Here is a 25,981-nt window from a genome sequence, read left to right as displayed (position 1 = left end):
ACGCAGCAGATGTGTCAGAGCCCGCACGATTAATGCAGCCTTTAAGCCAAACTCTTTCATAACTGACAAGTATTAGGCCAAACCGGCCGATTAATGTTATTCCCGTTAAAGCGATTGCAGGAACGTCAGCAGATCGGCGTTGAGCTGATCGGTATGCGTCACCGCAAAGCCGTGCGGTGCGTTGTCATACACTTTCAGCTGCGCGCCGGCGATCATCTCGGCGGCGACCTTCCCGGTGGTTTCGAACGGCACGACCTGGTCGTTGCTGCCGTGAATCACCAGCGTCGGCACGTCGATTTTTGCCATATCAGGACGGAAGTCGGTTTCCGAGAACGCGGTAACACAATCAATCGTCCCTTTTAGTGACGCCAGCAGCGCAATATTCAACGTCTGCGTCAGCGCGCCTTCTGAAACCGTTTGACCGGCGTTGGTGCCGTAAAACGGTGTGGCAAAATCACTGATGAACTGCGCGCGATCTTTACGTAAGCCCTGACGAATGCCTTCAAACACCGACAAATCGACGCCTGCCGGATAATCATCGGCCTTGCCGAAGATCGGTGTCACCGCGCCCAACAGCACTAAGCTATCCACGCGCGCTGTGCCGTAATTGTTGATGTAGCGCGCCACATCGCCGCCACCCATTGAGAAGCCCACCAGCGTCACGTTTTGCAGATCCAGATGGCTAATCAGGTCGTTAATATCCGATGCAAAAGTATCGTAGTTGTAGCCTTCCCACGGTTGATCGGAACGGCCAAAGCCGCGGCGATCAAAAGCGATAACGCGATAGCCTTTCTCCGCCAGGAAATTCAGCTGGCTGTCCCACATATCCCCGTCGAGCGGCCAGCCGTGACTGAACAGCACCGGCTTGCCGGTACCCCAATCTTTAAAATAAATCTGCGTACCATCCTGCGTCTTAAATGTGCTCATGTTTCGGCCTTATTAATGTCGATGAATGAAAGCGCCTTATTCAGGCGCCACGAGATAACGAACTTCCGGAGCTGCAGTGCCTTGATGAAATCCCAACACGCGGTTCTGAATCTTTTGATCGTTCATGGTATAGCGCTCGCGCTGACGCAGATGCTCCATCCATGAGCCAACCACAAAGGTCTCGACAAACATGTCGGGTTGCAGCATGTCCTCGTACAGAGACCAGTTCAGCGCGCCACCACGTCGTCTGACGCGACGCATATCCTGCATGCACACCGCAAAGGCATGCGCATCACTGCGCTTGATCTGATAATGATAGCTGACCATCACCGGCCCGCGATCGTGACGAATCTCCAGCTCGGGCAAGGGATCGCTGACCGTGCTGAGGTCGAGGTTCAGATCCGGATCCTGATCCAGCCGCCAGCGCAGCACCGTCAGGCTCGCCAGCAGCATGCCGACGGTGGCGACATTCAGTGACAATGGGATGCTGAATGTCGATGCCAGCTGTCCCCAAATGGCGCTGCCTAACGTCATCGAGCCAAAAAACACCGTCAGATAGACCGCCAGCGCCCGGGCTTTCACCCATTTGGCGGCACTGCGCTGCGCGCCAAGATTGAGGGTGGAAAGCACGGCAATCCACGCAAAGCCGGTAAAGAACTCGAACGCATTCAGCAACCAGAGGTGACGAATAAACGCCAGCGCCAGCAGAGTGATGGCAAACATCAGGCTCGCCAGTACCATCAGCTGATCGGGATTAAAGCGTTTGCGCATACGCGGCAACAGCAGCGCGCCGCAAATCGCGCCGATGCCGATGCAACCCAGCATAATGCCGTAGCCGCCGGGCCCGAGGCCCAGTTCGCGTCGAGCCACCAGCGGTAACAGCGCCCAACCGGCACTGCCAAACACAAAGAAAGCGATGGTGCGCACCAGCACATTGCGCAGTACCGGCGCAGCATGCACATAGCGCACGCCGGCACGCACCGCCGGGAAGAAGTGCTCCGGCGGCAAACGCTGCACGCTGGGCTGTGCTTGCCACACATACAGCACCAGAAACACGCAGAGTACCGAAAGCGCATTCAGCAGAAACACCATCCACGGACCGGCAAACGACAGAATCAGGCCGCCGAGCGCCGGGCCGATAGCGCGACTGATGTTAATGCCGAGCGAGTTAAGCGCAATCGCTGGGCCGAGCTCCTCCTTACTGACCAAATCCGGCACGATGGCCTGGAAGGGCGGAGAACTCATGGCCGCGCCGGTACTCAGCAGGAACGCCGCAATCAGCAGCACCATCGGTGTGACCAGGTCTGCCCAGGAAAGGAATGTCAGGCTCGCGGCGGCAATAAACACCCAGATTTGCGAGAACAGCAGGTATTTACGCCGGTCAACGATATCCGCCATCACGCCAGACGGCAGTGCAAACAGAAACATCGGTAAGCTGCTGGCGGCCTGCACCAGCGCCACCGAGAGCGGATCGGCGCTCAGTGTCAGCATGGTCCAGTTAACGCCTACGTCGTTCATCCATGAACCGACATTGGATACCACGGTAGCGATCCACAGCATGCGGAACACGCGCTGACGCAGCGGCTGCCATGGTGAAACCGTCTGCGAAACGGGCGGCAGATCCGCCTCGGGGATGTCATGAATGTCATTAACCTGCGCCATGAACAACCTCCGAAACGCCGCCAAACACGCGCCAGCGACCGGGGCCGGTCAGCGCCAGCGTGGTGAAAATGATCAGCAGCAGGCAGCCGGTAAGGCGCAGGAAGAACAGCCCCGCATCAATGCGAGGCGGCTGTGAGAGTGAATGTTTCATGGTTTAGAAGGCGAAGCAGCTGCAGCCGAGCGCGCCCCAGAAGGCGTTCTCTTCCGAAACCGGCAGGTTGGCGCCGCGCGCAATCTCGTGAGAATGCGTATGCACGCCGCACGGGCCGCTGCAGTGATGCGCTTGCTGCATCATGCCCACGCGTGTGGTGGCGGTCGGTGGCGCACTGCGATAGTGGCCGGGAACCTTGACCACCGGCGACCATTCCGGCAGTACCGGAATGAGGGGCGGCGCTTCCGAGCTGAAAGCGCCGGCGGCATAAACGATATTTCCGTCCACCACCGTCAGCACCGACTCAATGCCTTTGATCTCCTCTTCAGGCACGCTGAAGTAGTCTTTGCTCAGCACCACCATATCGGCCAGCTGACCGCTTTTAATCTGACCTTTTTTACCTTGCTCGCTGGAGAACCAGGCGCTGCCCTGCGTCCACAACATCAACGCCGTATCACGGTCGAGGCGCGCGTTGACGTCGTACATCTGCATGCCGCCCACAGTGCGTCCCGATACCAGCCAGTAAAGCGCGGTCCACGGGTTATAACTGGCCACGCGCGTCGCATCGGTTCCTAAACCCACCGGCACGCCGGTCTCCAGCATGCGCGCCACCGGCGGTGTATGGCGAGTGGCCTCAATGCCGTAACGCTCGGCAAAGTACTCGCCCTGGAACGCCATGCGATGCTGTACGGCAATGCCGCCGCCCAGCTCTTTGATGCGGTCAAGGTTACGCTGCGTCACGGTTTCGGCGTGATCGAAGAACCAGTGCAGGCCGTTGAACGGAATGTCGCGGTTCACTTTTTCAAACACATCCAGCATGCGGCTGATCGATTCATCGTAAGTGGCGTGCAGGCGGAACGGCCAGCGATGCTCCACCAGATGACGCACCACACGCTCCAGCTCATCTTCCATGCCGGGCGCCAGATCCGGACGCGGTTCGAGGAAATCTTCAAAATCGGCGGCGGAAAACACCAGCATTTCACCGGCACCGTTGTGACGGAAATAGTCGCTGCCCTGGCCCGGCGTCAGCATGTCGGTCCACTTCTCGAAATCTTCCAGCTCGTGGCCCGGACGTTGGGTAAACAGGTTGTAGGCGATACGCAGCGTCATCTGCTTTTTCTCATGCAGCTCGGCAATGACTTCGTAATCTTCGGGATAGTTCTGGAAACCGCCGCCTGCATCAATCGCGCTGGTCAGGCCCAGATGGTTCAACTCGCGCATAAACTGGCGGGTGGAATTGACCTGCTGCTCCAGCGGCAGTTTTGGCCCTTTCGCCAGCGTGGCGTAAAGGATCATGGCGTTCGGGCGCGCAATCAGCATGCCGGTCGGGTTGCCATTGCTGTCACGCTGGATCTCGCCGCCCGGCGGATTGGGCGTGTCTTTGGTGTAACCGACGACCTTCAACGCGGCGCGGTTGAGCAGGGCGCGATCGTACAGATGCAGGATAAACACCGGCGTATCGGGCGCGGCTTCGTTGATCTCATCCAGCGTCGGCATGCGACGCTCGGCAAACTGAAACTCGGTCCAGCCGCCTACCACGCGCACCCACTGGGGTGACGGCGTGCGCAGCGCCTGTTCTCTCAGCATCCGCAACGCATCGGCGATCGAGGGCACGCCTTCCCAGCGCAGTTCGAGGTTGTAATTCAGGCCGCCGCGGATCAGGTGCAGGTGGGAATCATTCAGGCCGGGAATGGCGGTATGGCCTTTGAGGTCAATCACTTTGGTGCCTTCGCAGTGATGCTGCATCACGTCGGCCAGGCTGCCCACTTCGAGAAATTTGCCATCGCGCATCGCCACGGCCTCGGCAATCGGGTTGCCGCGATCGACGGTATGAAATCGCCCATTGGTCAAAATGATGTCTGCTTTGCCTAACGTAACCATAAAAGCTCCTGAATAAGAGGTCCTGCCAATTTCGCAGGTGAAATACTGGGTGGGATTATGTTCAGGCGGTGCGGAAAGCGTCTAGTTATACAAAAGGATAGGTATACCTTCGTATAGTTATACCTATAGATAATGGTTCGTGTGCCCAAAGGTTCTTACACTGCGCCCAGACATTCACCTCAATGGGCATACAAAAATGACAACCAGTAAATTAGAAGTACTGACGCCGCACAACTGCCAGATCATCTTCATTGACCAGCAGCCGCAAATGGCATTTGGCGTGCAGTCCATCGACCGTCAGGTATTGAAAAATAACGTGGTCGCGTTGGCAAAAGCGGCGAAGGTGTTCAACATTCCTACCGTACTGACCACGGTGGAGACCGAGAGCTTCTCAGGTAACACCTTCCCGGAGCTGCTGGATGTGTTCCCCGGCCAGGACATTCTTGAGCGTACCTCGATGAACTCGTGGGATGACCAGAAAGTGCGTGATGCGCTGGCGGCCAACGGTAAGAAGAAAATTGTGGTTTCCGGTCTGTGGACCGAAGTGTGTAACAACACCTTCGCGCTGTGCGCCATGCTGGAAGGTGATTATGAGATCTACATGGTGGCTGACGCCTCCGGCGGCACCACCAAAGAAGCGCACGACTATGCCATGCAGCGCATGATTCAGGCGGGCGTGATCCCGGTGACCTGGCAGCAGGTGATGCTGGAGTGGCAGCGCGACTGGGCGCACAAAGAGACCTACAACGCGGTGATGGATATCGCGAAAGAGCACTCCGGTGCTTACGGCATCGGCGTTGATTACGCTTACACCATGGTGCACAAAGCGCCATCGCGTCAGAAGAGCGAGCATCGCACGCTGGCACCGGTTGCTGCGCCCGTTCGCTAAATCGTCACCCAGGCGAGCGCTTACGGGCTCGCCTTTCTTTTTTCAAGGAGGACCGGTGAGTCCTTTACTGATTTCTCTGGCGGCGGGTGTGTTTATCGGCCTGATTTACGCCTTGCTCAACGTGCGATCGCCGGCGCCGCCCGCCGTGGCGCTGGTGGGCTTGCTGGGCATGATTGTGGGCAGTTCGCTGGGTGGAAAATTGACGCATCCCGTAGCGCCCGTCGATAAAACCTCACGCGCGATGGCCGCTGACAGGCCGCTACCTCCCGCCACGCTCACCGCAAAACAGGCGGGTTGAACATGCTGAAAACCTATGCGATATCGCTCTCGGTCGGTATTTTAGTTGGCATCATTTATGCTGTTATCGACGTCAATTCCCCAGCGCCGCCCGTGATTGCGCTGCTTGGTCTGTTTGGTATGCTGGTCGGCGAACAGATTATCCCGCTGTGTAAGCGCCTGATAAACCGTCAACCGGTCACGCTGGCCTGGTTTCGTCAAGAGTGTGTGCCTAAAATCAGCGGCATGCCGCCATCGAGTGACAAAACCTCCTGAGGACGCGCCGCAGGCAGTGAATAATAATTAAGGAACACAGCATGCAGCTGTCGCAGCGCATTGTCGTTGTTGATGATGAACGATCGGTTCGCAGTGGTTTGAGCAATCTGCTTCAGTCGGAAGGATACGCAACGCAGGCATTTGAGTCGGCTGAAGCGCTATTAGCGGACGAGACGGCGCTAAATGACGCTGCGCTGTTTATTATTGATGTTGAGCTCAAAGGCATGTCGGGCTTTGAGTTGTTCCGTGCGCTGGTACAGCGTCGCGAGAACCCACCCGGAATTATCATCTCCGGCAATGGCGATGAGAATATGCTCTGGTATGCCATCCATCTAGGCGCGATCACCTTTATGCGAAAGCCCATTGATATCGACCTGCTGTTTGAACATATCCGTCTAGCGTTTTCCTCCCAGGCAGCGCGCCAATGAGCACGCTTTTCCTGTCGTTAAATATCGCGGATGACGCGGCGCTGGTGTTGGCGGATGACATCGTTTTCACCCCGCTGGCGCAGGAAGGGCAGGTTGAGTGGATCGAATGCCGTCACCCGATCTCCGATGAACGCTTCGTGCTGGCCACGGCGGCGGCCGAAGAGGCGGAGTTTCCGGTAACGCAACTGCTGAAAAATGAGTATGCGCTGCGCGCCTTATTAGCAGAAAGCTGGGCGCTAAAACCGCTGCGCCACACGTTATATCAGGGGCGCTACGCCCTGATTTACCCCGCGTTTCGCTACCAAACCCTGGCGGATTATCTGCGCCTGCCAGCGGGTAAAATTCAGAAGTTCATCAGCTGCGCCGTGCTGCTGTGTAATGCGCTCAGCAAGCTGCATGAGCAAGGTTTGGTGCACGGCGACATCAAACCGGCCAATTTCTTCTTTACCGATCAAGGCGACGTGGTGCTGGGCGGCTTTGGCCTGGCGTTTATCGAAGCGGACTCACAGCAGCCGCTGCGCGCCTCTGTGACCGGCGGCACGCTGGCCTACATGTCGCCCGAGCATACCTCGCGCACCGCGCACGCGGTCAGCCGGGTCAGCGATCTCTACAGTCTGGGCATCGTGCTTTACGAATTACTCACCGGCAAGCTTCCCTATGGCAGCGCTGAAGGGGGCGCGGCTGAATGGGTGCACCATCACATTGCCTCCGAAGCGCTGCCGCCGCACCGGCTGCGCAAAGATGTGCCGCTGGTACTCTCATCCCTCATTTTACGCCTGCTAACCAAATCGCCGGAGCAGCGTTATCAAACCGTCGAAGGCGTGCTGGCCGATCTGCGCCGCTGTGAATCCAACCTGATGCCTGACGGCGTAGTTGAATCCTTCGCGCTGGGCTTACAGGATGTGCCAACCACAACGCTGTTATCCGATGTGCTGTACAGCGACCATACTCAGGCCAGCGAGATGCTGGCGGCGTTTGATGAGGTGTGCAGCAGCGGGAAACACTGCATGGTGGCGATTAGCGGCGCGTCCGGTGCCGGAAAATCGGCGCTGATGGCCTCGGCGCTTAAAATCCTGCGGGAAAAAAACGCGCTGCTGACGGTGACCAAAGCCGACCAGCACTCGCCCATTTTGCCCTACGCGGTCTTTACCTCGGCGTTTCGATCGCTGACGCTGCATCTGCTCGGGTTGCCCGCCGAAGAGCTGGCGCGCTGGAAAACACACATTGCGCGCCAACTGGGGAATTATGTAGGGCTGGCCGTTAATCTGGTGCCCGAACTGGGCATCCTGCTCAACCACAAAGCCAGCGTGCAGGCGGATGCGCGCTCGTTAGATGCACGCAATCGCCTGAATCTGGTGGCCTGCAGCCTGGTGAAAGCCTTTACGGTGCCGGGGCGGCCGCTGATCCTGCTGATTGATGACGTGCACTGGGCCGATCAGGCGACCTTGCAGCTGCTACAGAATTTGCTGCGCTCCAGCGACGATATTCCCTTATTGCTGGTGATTTCTCATCGCGATCGCGCCTCGTTGCCCTGTCCGACGGTGGTCGCCAGCCTGGAGCGCATTCGTGCGGCGGCCACGCGCATTGTGGATATCACGCCCGAGCCGCTGTCGGTGAAAAATATCGCCAGCTGGCTGGCCGGCATTTTTCACACGCGCAGCGCGGAGACCACCGAGCTGGCGCAGATCATCCATGAAAAAACCGCCGGGAATCCGCTCGCCACGCGTGAGTTTTACCGCCAGGCGGTGCGCGATCACCACATCACACACGCTGCATCCCATAAATGGACCTACAATCCGCACGCGTTGAGAAACTGCCATTACACCGCGAACGTTGCCGCCAGCGTGCTGCAACAGCTGCAGTTGCTCGCGCTGCCGCTGCGCCAGCTGCTGGGCCGATTGGCCTGCATCGGCAGTAGCGGCGATCTGCCAGTGTTGGCCGGCATCCTCGATACGGCGCTTAGCGCCCTTCGCGCCACGCTGCGCCCTGCGGCTGAGGCCCGGCTGATCTCGCTGACCGATCACAGCTACACCTTTATGCATGACAGCATGCATGAGGCCGCGCTGAAGTTGCTGTCGTCGGCGGCAAAAGATGATTTTCACTTTGCCGCTGCGCGCTATTACATGCAGGCCGCGCGCCAGGATAACGCGCATGCGCTGCTGTTCAGTGCCGCGCATCACACCATCACGTTGCAAAACCGCGCACTTTTAGCGCCTGATGCCGCTGCGTTTAGTCTGCTGTTATTAAACGCCACCCGACGCGCGAAAATTATGGGCGATTACGCTTCCGCGCTGCGTTTCTTACACGCTGCCCGAGCGCTCAACGCAGCGTCAGGCGCGGAGGAGAGCGGCCCGTTTTTGTTTGAGCAAGCGGAGTGTGAGTTTTTAAACGGCAACTTATCGGGCGCGCTGGCGTTGAGCTCTGAGATTCTCGCCACGCCCGGTGTGGTCACCGATAAAGCCGAAGCGGCGACGCTAATTGCTGAAATTCATATGCGTCAGTCCGACAGCCAGCTGGCGCTGGAAACCGCGCTGGCCTGGCTGGCGGTGTTTGACATTCATCTGCAGCGCTATCCGGATAAAGCCGAGTGCGATGTCGCCAGGCAACGGTTGAAAAAAGAGGTTGGCAAAAATCCCTATACGCGCTTCCGTTCCCTGCCGCGAGTGACCTGCCATAAAACCGAAGCGGTGATGAACCTGATGGCCAGCGCCAGCACCTTCGCCGCTTTTATCAGCCCACGGCTGCAGTTCATCATCCTGTGCAAACTTCTGCATCTGACGATGGAGAAGGGCATTAGCGGTGCCTCCACGCTGGCGCTTGCCTGGTACGGCGTGGTGTGTGGCGATCAGTTCAACGAATACAGCCGAGGATTTGCCAGCGCGCTGCTGGCCCGCGAGCTGGTGTATAAGCACGACTTCGTTAGCTACAAAGCGCGCACGCTGATGCCGCTGGATCAGGTGAGCGTCTGGACCATGCCACTCAGTTACGCCATTGAGTGCGCTAAAGCGACTTTTGATGTGGCGGTTGATATTGGCGATCGCACGTCGGCGTGTCTGGCGCTGCGTCATCTCACCATGAATTGCCTGGCGCGAGGTGACCATCTTGATGGCGTGCATACTTCGATCATGCGCGGCATGGTCTATGTGCGCAAAGCGCAGTATCACGATGTGGAAGTGATTCTCGGCATGCAGCTGGATTACGTGATGTTCCTGCGTAAGCCAGCCGGTGAGACCTTGTCCGGCGATGATTTCCAAGCGCCCGCGCTAAATGTGGTGCAACCCGAATACGCCATTGAACCGCTGTTTTTGATGCAGTTCTGGACGCGGCTGTATAAAGGCATGGCGCACTTCTTTGCCGGTGAGTATGCCGCCGCCCAGTGCCAGTTCAGCGACGCCGCACCGCTCACAGACGTGATTCCCGGCCATGTGCATATGCTGGATTTCCATCTCTACAGCGCGCTTTCACTCAGTATACCGCTGCAACCGAATGAGCTTGATGCCACGCAGCGGCAGCAACTGCAGCGCCATCTTGAAAGAATCATCACCTGGGCAACGGAGAACCCCGGCACCTTCGCCGACAAAGAGGCGCTGCTGCGCGCCGAACTGCTCAGGCTGGAGGATAACAGCGGCGCGGCGCTGGAGCAGTTTGAAAAAGCCATTGAGCTGTCGCGCAAAGGGCAGTTTCATCCGATCAACGCTCTGGCATGCGAACTGGCCGCGCGCTGTGCCAATGCGAGCGGCATGGCGTTCGCCGCCGAGGGCTACATCAAAGGCGCGCTTGCCGCCTGGGATCGCTGGGGCGCGGGCGCCAAGGTGCGCCAGCTTGAAATGCACTATCCGCATCTGGCGGTGCACCCGTCGCAGAGCGCGTTAAACACCGTGACCTTTGAGCAGAGCGCGGTGATCAGCGACCTGCAAAGCCTGGTCACGGCGATGCGCGCATTGACCGAAGAGATCAATCTTGATCGGCTGATCCATATTTTGATGATGATGCTGGTGGAGCGCGCCGGTGCGCAGCACTGTATTTTGATCCGCCTCATCGACGGCAATGTGCCGGAAATTCAGGCGCGCGCCTCCTCCACGGTGGAAGGCGTCAGAGTCAAAATCGTTAATGAACTGCCGGTGGCGACCGATTTGCCGCTGTCGATTCTCTCGGCGGTGATCCGCACCGGACAGGAAATCCGTACCGGTCGGCCGGAAGTGTTTAGCCCGTTTAGTCAGGATAACTATCTGGTTGCCTCTGGCGCGGCAGTGATGTGTGTGCCGATGTTTCGCCAGGCGCAAATGGTGGGCGTGCTCTATCTGGAAAACCGGCTGATGCCGGATGTTTTCACCGCGGAGCACTCGCGCATTGTCTCGATGTTAGGTGCGCAGGCTGCGGTTTCTCTGGAAACGGCGCGGCTGTATGCCGAGCTGGTGGAGGAGAACATCCAGCGGCGGAAAATTGAAAAACAGCTGCGTGCCAGCCAGACATCCCTGATGCTGGGTGAAAAAATCAGTAATACCGGTACCTGGCACTGGCATCTTGAGCCGGATATCCAGCTGATATCGGACGAATATAAACGCATCATGGGGCTGCCCGCCGGGCAGGTGAGCACCTCGATGGCCGAGTTTCAGCGGCGGGTGCATCCAGACGATCTTCAGTGCCTGAAAGCGCTGATTGAATCCAGCGTGGCGCATGGCGTGAGCATGCAGGCTGAATTTCGTATCATCCGTGATGACGGCGAATGCCGTTATATCAAAGGCATAGGTGAGCCGGTGGAGAACTGGCCGGATGTCGCCGAATATTTCGGCACGCTGACGGATATCACCGCGCAGCGTCAGTCCGAAGATGCCGCCAGAATTGCCCAGGCCGAGCTGGCTCGCGTGGCGCGCGCCACCACGGTAGGACAGCTGACCTCATCGATCGCCCATGAAATCAATCAGCCGCTGATGTCGATTGTGGCCAATGCTGGCGCCAGCCTGCGCTGGTTGAAACGCGATCCGGTTCAGCTGGAGAAAGCCAGTGAAAGCATTGAGGAGATCATTAACGAAGGGCGGCGCGCTGGCGAAATTATTCGCGGCCTGCAGTCACTGACGCGCAATAATGTCGCGGAGTATGCATCGGCCAGGCTGCATCTGCTGGCGCGCGATATTTTAACCTTGTCGCGTCTGGAACTTGAGCGCCGCTCGGTGGCGCTGGAACTGGATATTCAAGCGCCATGGGATGAGGTGTTTTGCGAGCGCGTACAGATTCAGCAGGTGCTGCTGAATCTGGTGATTAATGCCATTGAGGCGATGGCGGATAATGCCGGAGCGCGTATCCTGCGGCTCTCATCCTGCAATCCTGACGCGAATCATATTCGTATAGCGGTGGCCGACAACGGCAGCGGATTATCGGCAGAGGTTATCGGCAAGATATTCGACTCTTTCTACACCACCAAAGCGGAAGGAATGGGAATGGGCCTGACCATCAGTAATGAAATCATCAAACGTCATGGTGGTGTGCTGAGTGCGGAAAACCGCCCGCAGGGCGGCAGCGTATTCAGTTTTACCCTGCCATTAAATCTGGGGAAATAGTTTATCTGATCCTCCCGCGCTATTTCGCGGGAGGAAAATCGGACCGTTATCACTTTAACGCGCGCGTTATTCATCTTGCAGTAAATGAAGTTTCTCAGCGGCTCTGACTAATTCTGATACTGAACGCACCGCCATTTTTTCCATTACGCGGCGTTTATGCACTTTTGCCGTAATTTCACTGATGCCCATTTCGGCGGCAATCTGCTTATTCAATAAACCGCGAATGACAAGCAGCATCAATTCCATTTCCCGTGGCGTTAAAGAGTGATAACGCCCGGTGAGTACAACTCTTTCCTGTGCGAGTGCTGCGCTTTTTTCGGCCAGCGCCATGGCAGCGGATACCACTTGTATCAGGTCATCCGGCATCACCGGCTTGGTGAGAAACTCAAAGGCACCGGCCTTCATCGCGCGGACCGTCAGAGGAATGGTGCCAAAGCCGGTGAGGAAAATGGTGGGAATGGTGTATCCGCGTGCGGTGAGATCCTGCGAGACATCAAAGCCGTCGCGGCCCGGCATATTCATATCGACAATTAAACAGCTCGGGGTGCGGTAATGCGGCTGATGTAAAAATTCAGCGGGGGAGGTAAAGGTCGAAATCAGGTAGCCTTCTGAGCTCAGAAGATTTTGCAGCGCGTTGATGACAGCGTGGTCATCGTCAACAATATAAATCGTTCTATCCATAAAAACTCATTCAGACTCTTACGAGTTCTATTCACTACATGCGCGCTAATATACCCGCAAAATAGTGCTGTAGGAATGGCGAAAAACGTATATGTGAATGTGATTATCTGCTGCGCTGTCAGGCCTAAAAAGGGTGAGGATGAAAAGCCATGCACTCACCCGCTATTCTTAAGGTAATAAATGCGTAACCTTAAGGTTCTTCAATTCGCGATACCCTCAAGGTGGTTTGTTCGCCACGCCCATACACTTTTCCACTCACGCGAACTTTATCACTGGCTGAATAGGTTTTCTCTTTGAAGGCCGGCTTCTCAGCATTAATGATAATCGTGCCGGTATCATCGCGGAATTTGTAGCTATCACCTTTCAGCTTTTCAATAATATGGCCTTCGAGCGTGACATAGCCGCCCTGACGGAAATCACGAATACGTGAAATCGGGGTTTGTGCGGTGTCTTCCGATCCTTTATAACCGGCATCCTGATTCTTCTGCGGCGGTGCTGTTTCACCTGATTGGTATCCGCCTTCCGCTGCGCTCACGCCAACGCTGAACATCATGATTACTGAAGCTAAAACAACCTGTTTCATACGCTCTCCATAGATTTTCCTGCTGACACGGTGTTAAGTCTGGCACAAATATGCGCGACTGCACGACAAACGCAGCGGTAATTGAAAAAAGCACAACTGACTTATTTATGCCAGGGTATGTAGACGCGGTTTTTATTTCTTTGGCTAAGCGCGACGTTAAATTAGCGCCGTGCTTATCTGCTCATTCGAATTAAGAGTGCTAGCCACTCAGGAAAATAAATCATGAAAGCTATCGTCTATAACGGGCCTTTTGATGTCTCGGTTAAAAATGTTCCTGATGCAAAAATTGTGCGTCCTACCGATGCGCTTATTCGTATTACCACCACCAATATTTGCGGTTCCGATTTACATATGTACGAGGGGCGCACCAGCTTTGAACAGGGGCGCATCTTTGGTCATGAAAACCTTGGCGAAGTGGTGGAGGTGGGGAGTGGCGTCGAGCGACTTAAGGTTGGCGATTACGTTTGTATGCCGTTCAACGTCGGCTGTGGTTTCTGTGAAAATTGTGAGAGAGGGTTAACCGGTTTCTGTCTGACCGCCAACCCCGGCACCGCAGGTGCGGCCTACGGCTTTGCTGAAATGGGTGAGTGGGAAGGCGGTCAGGCCGAGCTGCTTCGCGTGCCGTTTGCCGATTTTAACTGTTTGCTGCTGCCACCGGATGCGGTGGAGAAAGAGGAAGATTATGTGATGCTGTCAGACATTTTCCCCACCGGCTGGCATGCAACCGAGTTGGCAGGCCTGCGACCGGGCGATAGCGTCGCCATCTACGGTGCGGGCCCGGTAGGCTTGATGGCCGCGCATTCGGCGATCATCAAAGGCGCGTCGCAGGTGTTTGTGGTGGATACGCACCCCGATCGCCTGGCGCTGGCGGAGCAGATGGGCGCAACGGGCATCAATGCCGTGGGCGACGCAGCGGTGCAGCAAATCCTTGATCTGACGGATGGACGCGGCACGGATTGCGGTTGTGAATGCGTGGGTTATCAATGTTGTAATCAGCATGGACACGAAGATAACAGCGCCACCATGAACAGCCTGGTCGCCTCCACCAAAGCCACCGGCGGCATTGGCGTGGTGGGCGTGTTTATCCCGCAGGATCCCGGCGCGGCCAGCGAGTTAGCCAAAGTGGGTAAAATGCCGTTCGATTTCGGCAGCTTCTGGTTTAAAGGGCAGTCGATCCGTACCGGCCAGGCCAACGTCAAAGCCTATAACCGCCAGCTGGCGCGATTGATTGCCACCGACAAAGCGCATCCGGCGAGCATTATTTCTCATCGACTGTCGCTGGCCGAAGGACCCGAAGCGTACCGCCATTTCGACGATCGTGATGCGGGCTGGACCAAGGTGATTTTGAAACCTTAACGCATTCATAGCGCCTGTTATGCCGCATGATATTTTTGGTCGCCATTAATGGCGACCCTGTGGAGGGTGCGAAAATAATTGAAATAAAGCGCAACGGTATTTATCAGGATTAATCTTATTAATAAACCATTAAAGCTACCTTTCGGTTAAAATATCCTCGCTTTACATTCTCCTCATTAATCTCTTTAAACATCATTTCTAAACCAGACGAAATATAAATGTTTTTATGCTCTACAGTTAATAGGGTCTTAACTGGAGGAGCATGTCACATGTCGAAAGATAAAAAAGAACAGAATTTAACCCATACCGCGCCGCATAAAGGGCCAGAAACCTCTGAGCCAGGATTAGGTGATTTAGCACCGCAAGGCGGTGGGCATAAACCTGCCGCTGAACCGACGCCGCCGGGCAAGCAGCCTACCGCGCCCGGCAGCCTGAAAGCGCCCGCCACGCAAAACAGCAAACTTGAGCAGCTCGATGAGTACCGCAAAAATGGCGAAAACGCCGACCTGACCACTAATCAGGGCACCCGCATCGCCAACGATCAGAACTCGCTGCGTGCCGGTTCGCGCGGGCCCACGTTGCTTGAAGACTTCATCATGCGTGAAAAAATCACGCATTTTGACCACGAACGCATTCCTGAGCGTATCGTGCATGCGCGCGGTTCGGCGGCGCACGGCTATTTCCAGCCCTACCGCTCGCTGGAAAAACTGACCAAAGCAGGTTTCCTCAGCGATGCCGAAAAAATCACACCCGTCTTCGTGCGTTTCTCCACCGTGCAGGGTGGCGCAGGATCGGCTGACACCGTGCGCGATATCCGTGGATTCGCCACCAAGTTCTATACCGATGAGGGCGTTTTTGATTTAGTCGGCAACAACACGCCAGTATTTTTCATCCAGGATGCGCACAAATTCCCGGACTTCGTGCATGCGGTGAAACCCGAGCCGCACAACGAAATTCCGCAGGGGCAGAGCGCGCACGACACCTTCTGGGATTATGTGTCGCTGCAACCTGAAACGCTGCATAACGTCATCTGGGCGATGTCGGATCGCGGTATTCCGCGCAGCTATCGCACCATGGAAGGCTTTGGCATCCATACTTTCCGCCTGATTAACGCCGAGGGTAAAGCCACCTTCGTGCGTTTCCACTGGAAACCGGTGGCGGGCAAAGCCTCGCTGCTGTGGGATGAAGCACAGAAGCTGACCGGCCGCGATCCCGATTTCCACCGTCGCGATCTGTGGGAAGCGATTGAAGCCGGCGATTTCCCGGAATATGAGCTCGGCCTGCAGCTGATCCCGGAAGAGGATGAGTTCAAATTCGATTTCGACATTCTCGATGCCACCAAACTGATCCCTGAAGAGCTGGTGCCGGTCGAACTGGTCGGCAAAATGGTGCTCAACCGTAATCCGGACAACTTCTTTGCCGAGACCGAACAGGTGGCGTTCCATCCGGGCCACATCGTGCCGGGGCTGGATTTCACCAACGATCCGCTGTTGCAGGGCCGTTTGTTCTCCTACACCGATACGCAAATCAGCCGTTTGGGTGGGCCGAACTTCCATGAGATCCCGATCAACCGTCCGGTTTGCCCGTACCACAATTTCCAGCGTCAGGGCATGCATCGCACGGAAATCGATACCAATCCGGCCAACTACGAACCGAACTCCATCAACAACAACTGGCCACGTGAAGTGCCGCCAGCGGCAAAAGAGGGCGGATTCGAGAGCTATCAGGAGCGGGTGGAAGGCAGCAAGGTGCGCGAGCGTAGCCCATCGTTTGGCGAATATTACTCGCAGCCACGGCTGTTTTGGCTGAGCCAGACCGCGGAAGAGCAGCAGCATATCATCGGCGCTTATTCGTTTGAGCTCAGCAAGGTAGCGCGTCCTTACATCCGCGAACGTGTGGTCGATCATCTGCTGCAGATTGACGTCACGCTGGCGCAGGCTGTGGCCACCAATCTGGGGCTAAAGCTGAGTGATGAGCAGCTCAACACCGTTCCGCCGAAAGATGTCAACGGCCTGAAAAAAGATGACAGCCTGAGTCTGTATGCACAACCGAGCGGCGATATCAAAGGCCGTCAGGTAGCGTTACTGCTGAGCGACGGTGTGAAAGCCGCCGACGTGCTGGCGATTCTGCAGGCGCTGAAAGCGCAGGGCGTGCATGCCAAAATTCTGGCAGCGCACATGGGACAAGTGCTGGCGGATGATGGATCGGTGCTGCCGGTTGATGCCACCTTTACCGGTCTTCCTTCGCTGACCTTTGATGCGGTGATTGTGCCGGATGGCAATATCGATGCGTTGCTGCTGAGCGGTGATGCGCGCTATTTCCTGCTGGAAGCCTACAAGCATCTCAAAGCCATCGGTCTGAGCGGTGATGCACGCCGGTTTAAGGCGCAGTTTAACGTGCAGGACAATGAGGTCGAAGAAGGGCTGGTGGAAGATGTGAAAGCCGAGGGCACCTTTATGGCGGACTTCCTTTCTGTCATGGCATCCCATCGCGTCTGGTCGCGCAGCAAAAAAGCGCTGACCGTCGCAGCCTAATGCGCGGGGCGGAGTTGATTGCTCCGCCCCGTTTTCCCTGCATCTTAGGCAAAAAAAAGCCCGCTCGTAGCGGGCTGGTCGAGATGCATACCGAAGTGATCGTGTAAACGCGTACTGTGTGTTGCTGCCACTCAATGTGGTGAAACCAGATTACAGTAATATTTCGCAACTGGTCATAGGAGTTATCGATGGACCGAAAAATAACCGCATTCGTCCACTGATGCGTGGTTTACCTGCTTAACTCTGTTGGTGGGGAAGACAGAGGACAACATGCAGTTTAAAAGAAAAATGGATAAGCCGGTTTCTTCTGACGGTGGTTTACTGAAAAGCATTGTGCTCTCTGGACTGCTGCTGTTGATCACCGTAGCCAGTATGAGTATCTGGACCTTGCGTGAAGACTGGCTGGCGACCGTGCGTCAGACCCAGGAATCCGCGATGAATCTGGCGTTATCACAATCGCGTCAGGCGGAAGACACCTTCCTGCAGACCGAGCTTTCGCTACGCCAGGTACAGCGTGATCTGCAGCTACAGCTGGCAACGCGCATTCAGGGCGCTGACCTGAGTAATACCATGCGCGAATTACAGCGCCGCTTACCGCAGTTACACGGCTTGTTCTACTACGATCAAGATGGCAAGTGGATCGCCACCTCCGCCCAACGCGCACCCAACAATATCAATAATTCCGATCGTGAATACTTCACTTTTCAGCGCCATAACCGGCGCAACAGCGTGCATATCGGCCCGGTGATCAACAGCCGCAGCACCGGTGATTTAGTGATCCCCGTTTCCCTGCGTGTCAGTGATGCCAGCGGTGGCTTTAAGGGCGTGCTGCTGGCCACCATCAAGGTCGATTTTTTCCGTCGCTTCTACAGCTATTACGAGCTCGGTGCGCGCGATGTGCTGGTGTTGATGCTGGCTGATAGCACGGTGCTGTATGCGCGTCCGATGCCTGACAGTTACATCGGCAAAAATCTTTCAGCCAGCCCGTTGTTTCAGGAGATGTTGGCGAAAATGGATCGCGGCAGCGGGCAGTGGAAATCGGTGCTGGATGGCCAGGCGCGGATCTTTGGTTTTGCGCGTTCCGATCGCTATCCGATTATCGTCGCCGCCGGTTACAACAGTGACGATCTGTTCCATGTGTGGGTTAACCGTCGGGCGCAGGATATTCTGCTCAGCATTATCCTGCTGCTGACCATCTTGCTGCTCGGTATTTTCCAGCTGCGTCAGGCGCGTAGCGTGTTGCGCTATCAGCAGGAATTGACTCAGCTGCGCGACGAACTGCACAGCGCCAACCTCGCCCTGAATCAACTCGCGCACGTTGATGGTTTAACCGGTCTGGCGAATCGAAGGGAGTTTGATCGTTTCCTGCATCAAGCGCTGGCCCACGCCGCCGCCAGCGGTAAACCGCTCACGCTGATCATGATGGATATCGATTTCTTCAAGCATTACAACGACACTTACGGCCATATCGCCGGGGATAAGTGCCTGAAAGCGATCGGTGAAGTATTAGCTGCCGTGGTTGCGCGGCGCTCCGATATCGCCGCGCGCTATGGCGGCGAGGAGTTTGCGCTGATCCTGCCTGATACCCCATTCGATGAGGGCATGACGATTGCGCATCGGGTGGTTGAGGCGGTGCGTATCAGGCAGCTTGCGCATATTTCTTCGCCCAAAGGGCAGGTGACGATCAGTGCCGGCTGCGCCACCACTGCGACGTCTGCTACCCTCAGTGCGGTAAAACTGCTGGAGTACGCCGATCACGCCTTGTACCGGGCAAAGCGTGAAGGGCGTGATGATGTGAAAGGGATTAATATAGATGAATCGCAAGCGTAATTGGCTTATTCCACGGCGGGCAGCTGGTATTTAATATATTGACGCAGCGCCTCGTGCATCTGGCTATTCCTTTCGTCCTCTAAGCCGCGCTCTTCATATTCTTTCGCCAGTTGAATAATCACCTCATCATATTTCCCTTTGAAGGTGATGTTATTTACCGCCACCTGCTTAATCATTAACTCGCGCAAGGCAGCGACTTCAATCTGCAGCTGGTTTACCGTTGCTTCCAGCTCGTTTACGCGTTCTTCATTCGACATAGGTTCTCCGGATGTTATTAAGCTGTGACCGTATCAGGGGCTGAATATCGCATTCGCATGCGTGTAATTCAAGCGTGAAGCGCTTACTTCGCTACCGGCAGATCCGCCAGCCGGGTGGTGTACGCCGGGGACAGCATCTCGCGCTTCATCGACCAGGGTTTCTGAATGCCTTGCCCGGCAAACCATAACGCGCCGCGCTGGTGGGCATTCATCTTGTCGATCAGGGCCATTAATTGGTCACTATTGTGACGCGGTTGATATTCCGCAAACAGATCAAACTGCGCCACGCCATCGCTAAAGAAATCGCCCAGCATGACGCCGCCTTTCATATAACGCTTACCGGACACCCAGATGCGATCTAAACAGTTGAGCGTGGCCTGAATAATATCGCGGCTGTCAGCGGTGGGCGTAATCAAGGTTTGGCTGGCCGCATTGGCATAATAAGGATGATGCGGATCGTGCGGACTGGTACGAATAAACGTCCCGATATGACGGCAATATTGCCGCTCGCTGCGCAACTTCTCTGCGGCACGCGCCGCGTAATTGGCGATGGCCTCGCGCATATCCTGATATTCGGTAATGCGGTCGCCAAACGAGCGCGAGCAGAGGATATTTTGCCGGTTGGGAATCACCTCTTCAAACGCCAGACAAGACTCGCCACATAATTCACGCACCGTACGCTCCAGCACCACGCCAAAGTGTTTACGGATCAGCGCGGTCGGGGTTTCAGCCAATTGCAGCGCGGTGGTAATGCCCATCAGGTTGAGCTTTTTCGATAAGCGCCGGCCCACGCCCCACACCTCTTCAACCTTGACCAGTTTCATCAACTCGCGCTGACGGTGGGGCAAAGAGAGATCCATCACGTTCTCGGCTTTGGTCCAGCGTTTGGCGGCCCAGTTGGCGAGCTTGGCAAGGGTTTTGGTCGGCGCAATGCCGACACCCACGCGCAAATGGGTGTCCTGATAAATACGGTCGCGAATGTCGCGGCCTAACTGTTCGAATGTCATGCAGGCGTTGATGCCGGTGACGTCAACGAAGGCTTCGTCGATGGAATACTCATCCACGCGCGTGGAGATCAGCGCCAGCGTCTCCATCACGCGGCGCGACATATCGCCATACAACGCATAGTTAGACGAGAACACCACCACTTTGTGGCGCATCAACTCTTCCCGATGTTTGAAGTAGGGCGCGCCCATCTTAATGCCCAGCGCCTTGGCTTCTCTGCTTAGCGAAATAATGCAGCCGTCGTTGTTCGACAGCACCACAATCGGCTTGCCGCGCAGATCCGGGCGAAACACCGTTTCACAGCTGGCGTAAAACGAATTCACATCCACCAGGGCAAACATCAGCGGCCTATGGTTTTAATCACGTGTTTAACGATGCCGAAGACTTCGAACTCATCGGCGTCAGGAATGGCGATCACCGCATGCGCGGTATTCATCGGTTTGAGATGCAGGTAAGGCTGTAACATCAGCTGTTTCACGGTGAACTCGCCGGAAAGCGAAGCCACCACAATGTCACCGTGTTTGGGTTTGAGCGAGCTGTCCACCACCAGCATGTCACCCTCATTGATACCGATGTCGATCATCGAGTCACCGCTGACTCTAATGAAATAGGTTGAACTGGGGTGATCGACTAAAAAGTCGTTGAGGTCGATACGTTGTTCAACGTAGTCCTGCGCCGGGGACGGAAAGCCGCAGGGCACGCGGCTGATGAACAAAGGTAAGGCGAGAATAGCGCGGATTTCCGCGGGCTGATAAAACTGCATGGCTGCGATCTCAAATCGTCACTGTATATGTATACAGTAATGTCGAATAGGCAGTTTGATCAAGCCAGAACCCGTAATGATTTGCAAAACAGTTGGCAACAAAGGAAATTTATTTTGTGCCAAAGGGCTTACCGCTGCGCTTAAATCATCATCCCCATGATCTGCAGGGTGCTCTGCTGTGAAGCGGTGATAAACGGAATGTCTTTGATGTGCTGCATACCAAAGGCTTCGTAGAACTTACGTGCACGCACGTTATCGCCTAACACTTCCAGCCACAGGTAGCCTTCACGCTTGTCGCGCGCCTCATTGATGATGCTCTCGAACATCCAGCGGCCGTAGTTTTTGCCGGTTTCTTCTGGATTGAGGTAGAGCTTGTTGAGCAACGCGCCGCTCATGCCGGAATCCGGCACTGGCGTGTTCCAGGTGACTTTGGCGAAGCCAATCGGCTTGTCGGTCTCGGCGATCAGCCAGCTCTCATTGGGCGCCGCGAGGCTGCTATTCAGCTCTGCCAGACCGTATTCCTTGTCGATAAAGGCATCCAGTTCGTCTGCGGAAACCCACATATGTTTGAAATGCGCACTGTAGGTCATGCGGCCCAGCAGGTGCAGCAGCTCTGCATCCTCTGCCGTGGCTTTGCGTATGGTGAACTCCATGCCAGATTTCCTTGCTTAATGCTTGTTATTAATCACGTCGTCGGTGCGAGCAGAGGCCACCGAAGGGCAGTTACCATAACGTGTTAGTAACAAAAACCCAAGATAACCAGAGCTGTCTGTTAACAAGGTGCCAGGCCGATGATCTATAATGAAGAGTGAGAAGCAAGCGTAAGCCCATATTCTCAGGAGGTAGAAGATGTCAGATTCGCAACCTAAAATTATCGGCGAAGCGGCCTATGCATTACTGGTGCGCCGTGAGGAAGTCAGCGTTTCCTCACTGCTGGCAGAGCTCGCGCGCATGGCGAGAAAAGAGCAAAACAGTCAACAGCAGCAGCGTATTGCCCAGGCGCAGCAATGGTTGCTCACGCACCGTCAACCGGCGGGCAGCGATAATCGCGTCCATTCAGCATTGCGCGGATTGAGTCGCCAGGAAGGCAGTGTCAGAATGCCTTCGGCCGATGCCGACGACAATTGACCATCCCAACCGGCTCACGCGTCAATGACTTTCGGCGCGGAGCGCACAGATTTGGAAATAAAAGCTTTCTAATTGTCCTAATTCACACTTCTTAGCACTTTTTGCAACAAAACCTGCCTGATATCTTGAGTAAGCTCCTTGTACAGCTTTTTGCTATCTGTACAACTTTACTTAGGTCAAATGATCTAACTTTTTCATTTATTGGGGTCAATTATGCGTCAGAACGGATACACGCCGAGTTCAGTCGAGGCCATTGCCAACTATTTCAGCAAAGCGTCGCTGCCATCGCAGCAGGAAACCTTGGGTCAGATCGTGGTTGAAATCTTACGCGAAGGCCGTAACCTCAACCGCAAATCGCTATGCACCAAGCTGCTGCGCAGACTGGAACTGGCCGCCAATGCTGAAGAAGAGCATCACTACCATCAGCTGATTGGCTTGTTATTTGAACGTGAAAGCTGAGAGCCAGTCAGACGTCAAACTTGTACAAGTATTAAAATTTTACTCTGAATACGCTCCCACACTGGTTTCGCCCCGCACCGGGGCGAAGCGGCGGTCAGAGATTCGTTATGAAAATTCGTTATGAATAGAAGTGAACACCAGAAAATAATCGATGAAATTATTGGCGAAGCGGCGCTGGCGCTGTTGCAACGTACGGGCCCGGTCAATACGCAAGCGCTGTTGAATCAGCTGATGCTGATGAAGCAGCAGAGCAACGACGAAGAGCAGCGTGCAGCGATTACTGCCGCCATCACCGATGTACGCAACAGTATTTCGGCGGGAAAAAAGCTGCGCGAAGAGCAGCCGCAAAGCGACAACGTTCTTCAGCTGTTTGGTAACAACCAACAGTCTGGTAACAATCGTAAACATTGACTGATTGGCTCGCATTTAGGCATTGTAAATTCGAGCGTAGATACAATCACGGGACTGGAATCATGTCGGAAAATCACAACCTCTACGCTGCACTGCCTGACACCGAACTGGCAGAGCATTTTCGCAATGCAGACAGTACGTTAAGAAACGAAGCTGCCGTATTGGATAGGGTTATCCGCCACGTGCTGGCCACGGAAGGGCGCGTCAGTAATAAATCGATTATTCTCTGTTTGATTATGGCGCTGGAAACCGCAGAAGGTGATGCTGAAGCTGATGTGCTGCGCAAAACACTGGAAATTGTGGTGGGTTACACGCCTGACGACGCCTGATATTCCTCTCTGTCCCCCGCGCGGGGACAATGAATTAATCCTTTCTGGCGAGAGCTAATCGGCGCTTCGCTTTGCCAATATTAATTCTGTGCAACCAGGTGCGAAACTGTTTTAACTGGACATGTGAAGCGACATCAGTTGAAAGCGTGCAAATATACAGCTGGCTTTGGGTATGATTATTAGTGCCGGTCGCGTAAATTTCGCTTTTATTATCACGCTGTTGCAGTTCAATTCCCGTGAAGTGTAAATTCCCCCACAGCTGTAAAGTGTCCTCGAACTTTTTAAAGTCCATCATGATGCCCTTATTATTTTGACTTATTATGGAATGTTGCTGGCTCCGTGCAACATAAAGCAATTGCACGATTAAGCCAGCATCTTTGAATAGTAAATTTAGGGATAGTCGCGTTTGGGCGCGGATTTTCGCATCCACTTGCGTTTATTACCGCTTTGCTTATCCATCGCTAATGCGCTGGCGCTGGCCGGATCAAACAGCGACAAACTCTCTATTTGATGCACCATAATCACTTTACGAAACTCAAGGGCACTTTTAGGTGCGGACGAGAAATCAATGTTGTGATTGTGGTACCACAGACTGTAATTATGCTCGATCGCCAGATTGAGCGTGCGTGAATCACGATAGCCGCTCAGCATCGGGATCAACACAATGTTGGCAGTGTTTGGATATTCAAAGGTCGCCGCGTGAATCATGCCGATATAGATACGGCGCGATTTCAGTGTGACCCACGCCAGCTCGCCTTCTTCCATACATTGCAATAGCAACTGTTCAATGCCGTTGGAGCGGGAAAGGCGTTGATACAACTCCTTGCGTCCACCGGCGTTGAGCCGGGCGCTGACCGCCCAGTTGGAGCGATACATACAGAACAGGATGGCAAAGGCCAGCATCAGCACCACCGGGGCCTGAATGCCTAAAAAGCTCCAAGTCATGAAATCGACGTTCCAGTGCACATTCTCCGCCGAGGTCAGCGCAAACGCATTGTTCACGCCCGATGCGGCCAGCAGAATCAGCCAGATAATCGCGGTTGCCAGCACGCCTTGCAGCACAAATATGCAGCCATACAGCGCAATGAGAAAATAGACATCCCAGCCAAAGGAACGCTTAATTTTTAAACGGCTCGACATGTCGCGGCTGGTATACCAATAGCCGCAAACCATCATCACCATAAATATCGCCGTGCCCATTTAAATATCCTTTAATGTGCTGACATGATGGGCAAAATCGCGCTGCACTTCAGGACTCAACGCATTAACCGAAGCGTTACCATCTTCATCAATAATAATTCTGTCGCCTTCCTCAATCGATTCCTGAATGTCCTGGCGCGTCATGACTTGCACTAATGACTCCGGGCTACCGAACAGGGAAGTTAAAAAACCAAACATCATCAAGCCATCCTTATTATTTATGCCAGCGTCAACTATGGCACATCCCTCAACAACCTAGCCGGGTAACTGAAATGAAAGGGCGTTTTCCGGATTAATCTGCCAGGTCGCCGTTTAGGGCGACCTGTGATAATTACTGATTGGTAAGCGGCGTTTTACTGCCAGGTTCCGCGCCGGTAATCGGATTGGTATCGGGCTGTGAAGCGGTGCGTGTTGCCAGCGTATCCAGATCGCTCAGCTGTTTTGACGGCAGCGTCACGCTGGCGGAGCCATCACCGCCATCCACTGCGGGCTGCGGGTCGGCGACATAGTCGAAGTTCTCATCCGAATTCCAGCTACCGCGAATATCGTCACCCTGAGACATGTTGTAGTAGGTGTGCGCATACTTCTCGATCGGCGGCAGTTTGCCCGGTGGGAAGTTGTTGTGGATGGAGTAGAGCGCTTTTTCAAACGACAGCTGATGCGCCACTTCGCGCGTCATCAGGAAGCCTAACGCATCTTTTACGCCCACGTCATCGGTGAGGTTGATCAGGCGTTCGTAGAGGATTTTGGCGCGCGCTTCGGCCGCGATGTTGGAGCGCAGATCCGCTGTCACTTCGCCAATGGTATCAATGTAAGCCGCTGTCCAGGGTACGCCCGCGGAGTTGGTTAATGCCGGGCCGCCGCCGTACAGAATCGATGTCAGATGGCTGTCATTGCCCGCGCCGGTGATGGAGCGATAAAGATCGCCTTGCTCTTCGCTGCCTTCCGCCAGTTCGCCTTTGGCGCCTTTATTCAGCATGCCAACCAGTGAACCGATAATTTCCAGATGGCTCAACTCTTCAGTCGCGATATCCATCAGCATCTCGCGACGACCCGCATCTTCATCACTTAAGCCCTGCATGAAATAGCGCATCGCAGCGGCTAATTCGCCCTGCGGACCACCAAACTGCTCGAGTAATAAATTGGCCAGACCGGGATTGGGCGCATTAACGCGCACGGTATATTGCAACTGCTTTACATGTCGAAACATAGCTCACCTCAAAAAATAAAATAAACGGAGAAAGGGAATTAATTCTGATGTTTAAAAATAAATAACGATAAGAAATGGAGGAGGAAGGAGTGAATTTAGCCTTGTACTCATCAACTGCATGCCGCCTCATTAATACTAAGCGGGCATCCCATTGCTGCAAGCGCACCGGGTTAAATTAATTTTATTT

General features: G+C 55.0%; 26 protein-coding genes. 12 read left to right on the top strand and 14 right to left on the bottom strand.

Annotation, left to right across the window (positions count from 1 at the left end):
* Positions 1-105: 105 nt before the first annotated feature.
* Genes PZBJ_RS00850 through PZBJ_RS00840 form a run of 4 tightly spaced genes read right to left on the bottom strand, consistent with a single transcriptional unit; the run spans position 106 to position 4,621 of the window.
* The gene (locus tag PZBJ_RS00850; protein WP_101760762.1) at positions 106-927 is read right to left on the bottom strand and encodes an alpha/beta fold hydrolase; all 822 of its coding nucleotides are present in this window, start codon (positions 925-927) and stop codon (positions 106-108) included.
* Positions 928-963: 36 nt separating this feature from the next.
* Complete coding sequence (locus tag PZBJ_RS00845; RefSeq protein ID WP_101760761.1) at positions 964-2,589, bottom strand: MFS transporter; 1,626 nt, start codon at positions 2,587-2,589, stop codon at positions 964-966.
* Positions 2,576-2,740, bottom strand: a complete 165-nt coding sequence (locus PZBJ_RS24180; protein WP_167391167.1) for a hypothetical protein — start codon at positions 2,738-2,740, stop codon at positions 2,576-2,578. Before PZBJ_RS24180 ends, PZBJ_RS00845 begins: the two co-directional genes overlap by 14 nt.
* Positions 2,741-2,743: 3 nt before the next feature.
* Positions 2,744-4,621, bottom strand: coding sequence for an amidohydrolase (locus tag PZBJ_RS00840; protein ID WP_101760760.1), 1,878 nt, complete (start codon positions 4,619-4,621; stop codon positions 2,744-2,746).
* 196 nt (positions 4,622-4,817) lie between these two features.
* Here PZBJ_RS00840 and PZBJ_RS00835 point away from each other — a divergent pair, with 196 nt between their 5' ends.
* From PZBJ_RS00835 to PZBJ_RS00815, 5 genes are read left to right on the top strand one after another with little or no spacing between them, the layout of a single operon-like run.
* Positions 4,818-5,510: a hydrolase gene (locus PZBJ_RS00835; protein ID WP_101760759.1), complete on the top strand. Its 693-nt coding sequence runs from the start codon at positions 4,818-4,820 to the stop codon at positions 5,508-5,510.
* A 55-nt stretch (positions 5,511-5,565) separates the two neighbouring features.
* Entirely contained in the window at positions 5,566-5,808 is a 243-nt protein-coding gene (locus tag PZBJ_RS00830; protein ID WP_101760758.1) for a DUF1427 family protein, read from the top strand.
* A 2-nt stretch (positions 5,809-5,810) separates the two neighbouring features.
* Positions 5,811-6,062 (top strand): XapX domain-containing protein, encoded by a 252-nt coding sequence (locus PZBJ_RS00825; protein ID WP_101760757.1) that lies wholly within the window; start codon positions 5,811-5,813, stop codon positions 6,060-6,062.
* 41 nt (positions 6,063-6,103) lie between these two features.
* A complete protein-coding gene (locus PZBJ_RS00820) occupies positions 6,104-6,490 on the top strand; it encodes a response regulator (protein WP_101760756.1) in 387 nt (128 codons plus the stop codon).
* Positions 6,487-12,048 carry an ATP-binding sensor histidine kinase gene (locus tag PZBJ_RS00815; RefSeq protein ID WP_101760755.1) on the top strand — a complete coding sequence of 1,854 codons (5,562 nt, stop codon included), beginning with the start codon at positions 6,487-6,489 and terminating at the stop codon, positions 12,046-12,048. Before PZBJ_RS00820 ends, PZBJ_RS00815 begins: the two co-directional genes overlap by 4 nt.
* A 66-nt stretch (positions 12,049-12,114) precedes the next feature.
* Here PZBJ_RS00815 and PZBJ_RS00810 read toward each other — a convergent pair whose 3' ends face one another.
* Complete coding sequence (locus PZBJ_RS00810) at positions 12,115-12,729, bottom strand: response regulator transcription factor (protein ID WP_101760754.1); 615 nt, start codon at positions 12,727-12,729, stop codon at positions 12,115-12,117.
* Positions 12,730-12,919: 190 nt separating this feature from the next.
* Complete coding sequence (locus tag PZBJ_RS00805; protein ID WP_101760753.1) at positions 12,920-13,312, bottom strand: YgiW/YdeI family stress tolerance OB fold protein; 393 nt, start codon at positions 13,310-13,312, stop codon at positions 12,920-12,922.
* Positions 13,313-13,534: 222 nt separating this feature from the next.
* Here PZBJ_RS00805 and PZBJ_RS00800 point away from each other — a divergent pair, with 222 nt between their 5' ends.
* From PZBJ_RS00800 to PZBJ_RS00790, 3 genes are all read left to right on the top strand, one after another.
* Entirely contained in the window at positions 13,535-14,668 is a 1,134-nt protein-coding gene (locus PZBJ_RS00800; RefSeq protein WP_101760752.1) for a glutathione-independent formaldehyde dehydrogenase, read from the top strand.
* A 269-nt stretch (positions 14,669-14,937) separates the two neighbouring features.
* A complete protein-coding gene (gene katE / locus PZBJ_RS00795; protein ID WP_101760751.1) occupies positions 14,938-17,202 on the top strand; it encodes a catalase HPII in 2,265 nt (754 codons plus the stop codon).
* A gap of 270 nt (positions 17,203-17,472) precedes the next feature.
* Entirely contained in the window at positions 17,473-19,032 is a 1,560-nt protein-coding gene (locus tag PZBJ_RS00790; protein WP_101760750.1) for a sensor domain-containing diguanylate cyclase, read from the top strand.
* 5 nt (positions 19,033-19,037) lie between these two features.
* Here the strand turns inward: PZBJ_RS00790 and PZBJ_RS00785 are convergent, their stop codons facing one another.
* From PZBJ_RS00785 to PZBJ_RS00770, 4 genes are all read right to left on the bottom strand, one after another.
* Positions 19,038-19,289 (bottom strand): hypothetical protein, encoded by a 252-nt coding sequence (locus PZBJ_RS00785; protein ID WP_101760749.1) that lies wholly within the window; start codon positions 19,287-19,289, stop codon positions 19,038-19,040.
* Positions 19,290-19,372: 83 nt separating this feature from the next.
* Positions 19,373-20,635: a translesion error-prone DNA polymerase V subunit UmuC gene (gene umuC / locus PZBJ_RS00780; protein ID WP_101760748.1), complete on the bottom strand. Its 1,263-nt coding sequence runs from the start codon at positions 20,633-20,635 to the stop codon at positions 19,373-19,375.
* Positions 20,635-21,057: a translesion error-prone DNA polymerase V autoproteolytic subunit gene (gene umuD, locus PZBJ_RS00775; RefSeq protein ID WP_101760747.1), complete on the bottom strand. Its 423-nt coding sequence runs from the start codon at positions 21,055-21,057 to the stop codon at positions 20,635-20,637. Before umuD ends, umuC begins: the two co-directional genes overlap by 1 nt.
* Positions 21,058-21,197: 140 nt before the next feature.
* Positions 21,198-21,710, bottom strand: coding sequence for a GNAT family N-acetyltransferase (locus tag PZBJ_RS00770; protein WP_101760746.1), 513 nt, complete (start codon positions 21,708-21,710; stop codon positions 21,198-21,200).
* A 196-nt stretch (positions 21,711-21,906) separates the two neighbouring features.
* Here PZBJ_RS00770 and PZBJ_RS00765 point away from each other — a divergent pair, with 196 nt between their 5' ends.
* The 4 genes from PZBJ_RS00765 (at position 21,907) to PZBJ_RS00750 (ending at position 23,384) form a co-directional block, all read left to right on the top strand.
* Positions 21,907-22,185: a hypothetical protein gene (locus PZBJ_RS00765; protein WP_101760745.1), complete on the top strand. Its 279-nt coding sequence runs from the start codon at positions 21,907-21,909 to the stop codon at positions 22,183-22,185.
* A 213-nt stretch (positions 22,186-22,398) separates the two neighbouring features.
* Complete coding sequence (gene ycgZ, locus PZBJ_RS00760) at positions 22,399-22,644, top strand: regulatory protein YcgZ (RefSeq protein WP_007891089.1); 246 nt, start codon at positions 22,399-22,401, stop codon at positions 22,642-22,644.
* Positions 22,645-22,764: 120 nt separating this feature from the next.
* On the top strand, positions 22,765-23,055 hold the full coding sequence (locus PZBJ_RS00755) for a hypothetical protein (RefSeq protein ID WP_101760744.1): 291 nt from the start codon (positions 22,765-22,767) through the stop codon (positions 23,053-23,055).
* 62 nt (positions 23,056-23,117) lie between these two features.
* Positions 23,118-23,384, top strand: coding sequence for a biofilm development regulator YmgB/AriR family protein (locus tag PZBJ_RS00750; protein ID WP_101760743.1), 267 nt, complete (start codon positions 23,118-23,120; stop codon positions 23,382-23,384).
* Positions 23,385-23,418: 34 nt separating this feature from the next.
* Here PZBJ_RS00750 and PZBJ_RS00745 read toward each other — a convergent pair whose 3' ends face one another.
* The 4 genes from PZBJ_RS00745 to PZBJ_RS00730 form a co-directional block, all read right to left on the bottom strand.
* Positions 23,419-23,679 (bottom strand): hypothetical protein, encoded by a 261-nt coding sequence (locus PZBJ_RS00745; RefSeq protein ID WP_101761031.1) that lies wholly within the window; start codon positions 23,677-23,679, stop codon positions 23,419-23,421.
* Between the two features lie 95 nt (positions 23,680-23,774).
* On the bottom strand, positions 23,775-24,584 hold the full coding sequence (locus tag PZBJ_RS00740; RefSeq protein WP_101760742.1) for a hypothetical protein: 810 nt from the start codon (positions 24,582-24,584) through the stop codon (positions 23,775-23,777).
* On the bottom strand, positions 24,585-24,782 hold the full coding sequence (locus PZBJ_RS00735; RefSeq protein WP_101761030.1) for a hypothetical protein: 198 nt from the start codon (positions 24,780-24,782) through the stop codon (positions 24,585-24,587).
* 133 nt (positions 24,783-24,915) lie between these two features.
* Entirely contained in the window at positions 24,916-25,794 is an 879-nt protein-coding gene (locus PZBJ_RS00730; RefSeq protein ID WP_101760741.1) for a manganese catalase family protein, read from the bottom strand.
* Between the last annotated feature and the right edge of the window lie 187 nt (positions 25,795-25,981).

Origin of the sequence: Pantoea endophytica (assembly GCF_002858935.1) — a bacterium.
Taxonomy (GTDB): Bacteria; Pseudomonadota; Gammaproteobacteria; order Enterobacterales; family Enterobacteriaceae; genus Pantoea; species Pantoea leporis.
Note: the sequence above shows the minus strand (reverse complement) of the source record. Positions and strands in the feature narration are given on the sequence as shown.

Excerpts from the sequence above, each read along its gene's own strand:
- PZBJ_RS00850 (WP_101760762.1), bottom strand. The coding sequence starts at position 927 with ATGAGCACATTTAAGACGCAGGATGGTACGCAGATTTATTTTAAAGAT.
- PZBJ_RS00845 (WP_101760761.1), bottom strand. The coding sequence starts at position 2,589 with ATGGCGCAGGTTAATGACATTCATGACATCCCCGAGGCGGATCTGCCG.
- PZBJ_RS24180 (WP_167391167.1), bottom strand. The coding sequence starts at position 2,740 with ATGAAACATTCACTCTCACAGCCGCCTCGCATTGATGCGGGGCTGTTC.
- PZBJ_RS00840 (WP_101760760.1), bottom strand. The coding sequence starts at position 4,621 with ATGGTTACGTTAGGCAAAGCAGACATCATTTTGACCAATGGGCGATTT.
- PZBJ_RS00835 (WP_101760759.1), top strand. The coding sequence starts at position 4,818 with ATGACAACCAGTAAATTAGAAGTACTGACGCCGCACAACTGCCAGATC.
- PZBJ_RS00825 (WP_101760757.1), top strand. The coding sequence starts at position 5,811 with ATGCTGAAAACCTATGCGATATCGCTCTCGGTCGGTATTTTAGTTGGC.
- PZBJ_RS00820 (WP_101760756.1), top strand. The coding sequence starts at position 6,104 with ATGCAGCTGTCGCAGCGCATTGTCGTTGTTGATGATGAACGATCGGTT.
- PZBJ_RS00815 (WP_101760755.1), top strand. The coding sequence starts at position 6,487 with ATGAGCACGCTTTTCCTGTCGTTAAATATCGCGGATGACGCGGCGCTG.
- PZBJ_RS00810 (WP_101760754.1), bottom strand. The coding sequence starts at position 12,729 with ATGGATAGAACGATTTATATTGTTGACGATGACCACGCTGTCATCAAC.
- PZBJ_RS00805 (WP_101760753.1), bottom strand. The coding sequence starts at position 13,312 with ATGAAACAGGTTGTTTTAGCTTCAGTAATCATGATGTTCAGCGTTGGC.
- PZBJ_RS00800 (WP_101760752.1), top strand. The coding sequence starts at position 13,535 with ATGAAAGCTATCGTCTATAACGGGCCTTTTGATGTCTCGGTTAAAAAT.
- katE (WP_101760751.1), top strand. The coding sequence starts at position 14,938 with ATGTCGAAAGATAAAAAAGAACAGAATTTAACCCATACCGCGCCGCAT.
- PZBJ_RS00790 (WP_101760750.1), top strand. The coding sequence starts at position 17,473 with ATGCAGTTTAAAAGAAAAATGGATAAGCCGGTTTCTTCTGACGGTGGT.
- PZBJ_RS00785 (WP_101760749.1), bottom strand. The coding sequence starts at position 19,289 with ATGTCGAATGAAGAACGCGTAAACGAGCTGGAAGCAACGGTAAACCAG.
- umuC (WP_101760748.1), bottom strand. The coding sequence starts at position 20,635 with ATGTTTGCCCTGGTGGATGTGAATTCGTTTTACGCCAGCTGTGAAACG.
- umuD (WP_101760747.1), bottom strand. The coding sequence starts at position 21,057 with ATGCAGTTTTATCAGCCCGCGGAAATCCGCGCTATTCTCGCCTTACCT.
- PZBJ_RS00770 (WP_101760746.1), bottom strand. The coding sequence starts at position 21,710 with ATGGAGTTCACCATACGCAAAGCCACGGCAGAGGATGCAGAGCTGCTG.
- PZBJ_RS00765 (WP_101760745.1), top strand. The coding sequence starts at position 21,907 with ATGTCAGATTCGCAACCTAAAATTATCGGCGAAGCGGCCTATGCATTA.
- ycgZ (WP_007891089.1), top strand. The coding sequence starts at position 22,399 with ATGCGTCAGAACGGATACACGCCGAGTTCAGTCGAGGCCATTGCCAAC.
- PZBJ_RS00755 (WP_101760744.1), top strand. The coding sequence starts at position 22,765 with ATGAATAGAAGTGAACACCAGAAAATAATCGATGAAATTATTGGCGAA.
- PZBJ_RS00750 (WP_101760743.1), top strand. The coding sequence starts at position 23,118 with ATGTCGGAAAATCACAACCTCTACGCTGCACTGCCTGACACCGAACTG.
- PZBJ_RS00745 (WP_101761031.1), bottom strand. The coding sequence starts at position 23,679 with ATGATGGACTTTAAAAAGTTCGAGGACACTTTACAGCTGTGGGGGAAT.
- PZBJ_RS00740 (WP_101760742.1), bottom strand. The coding sequence starts at position 24,584 with ATGGGCACGGCGATATTTATGGTGATGATGGTTTGCGGCTATTGGTAT.
- PZBJ_RS00735 (WP_101761030.1), bottom strand. The coding sequence starts at position 24,782 with ATGTTTGGTTTTTTAACTTCCCTGTTCGGTAGCCCGGAGTCATTAGTG.
- PZBJ_RS00730 (WP_101760741.1), bottom strand. The coding sequence starts at position 25,794 with ATGTTTCGACATGTAAAGCAGTTGCAATATACCGTGCGCGTTAATGCG.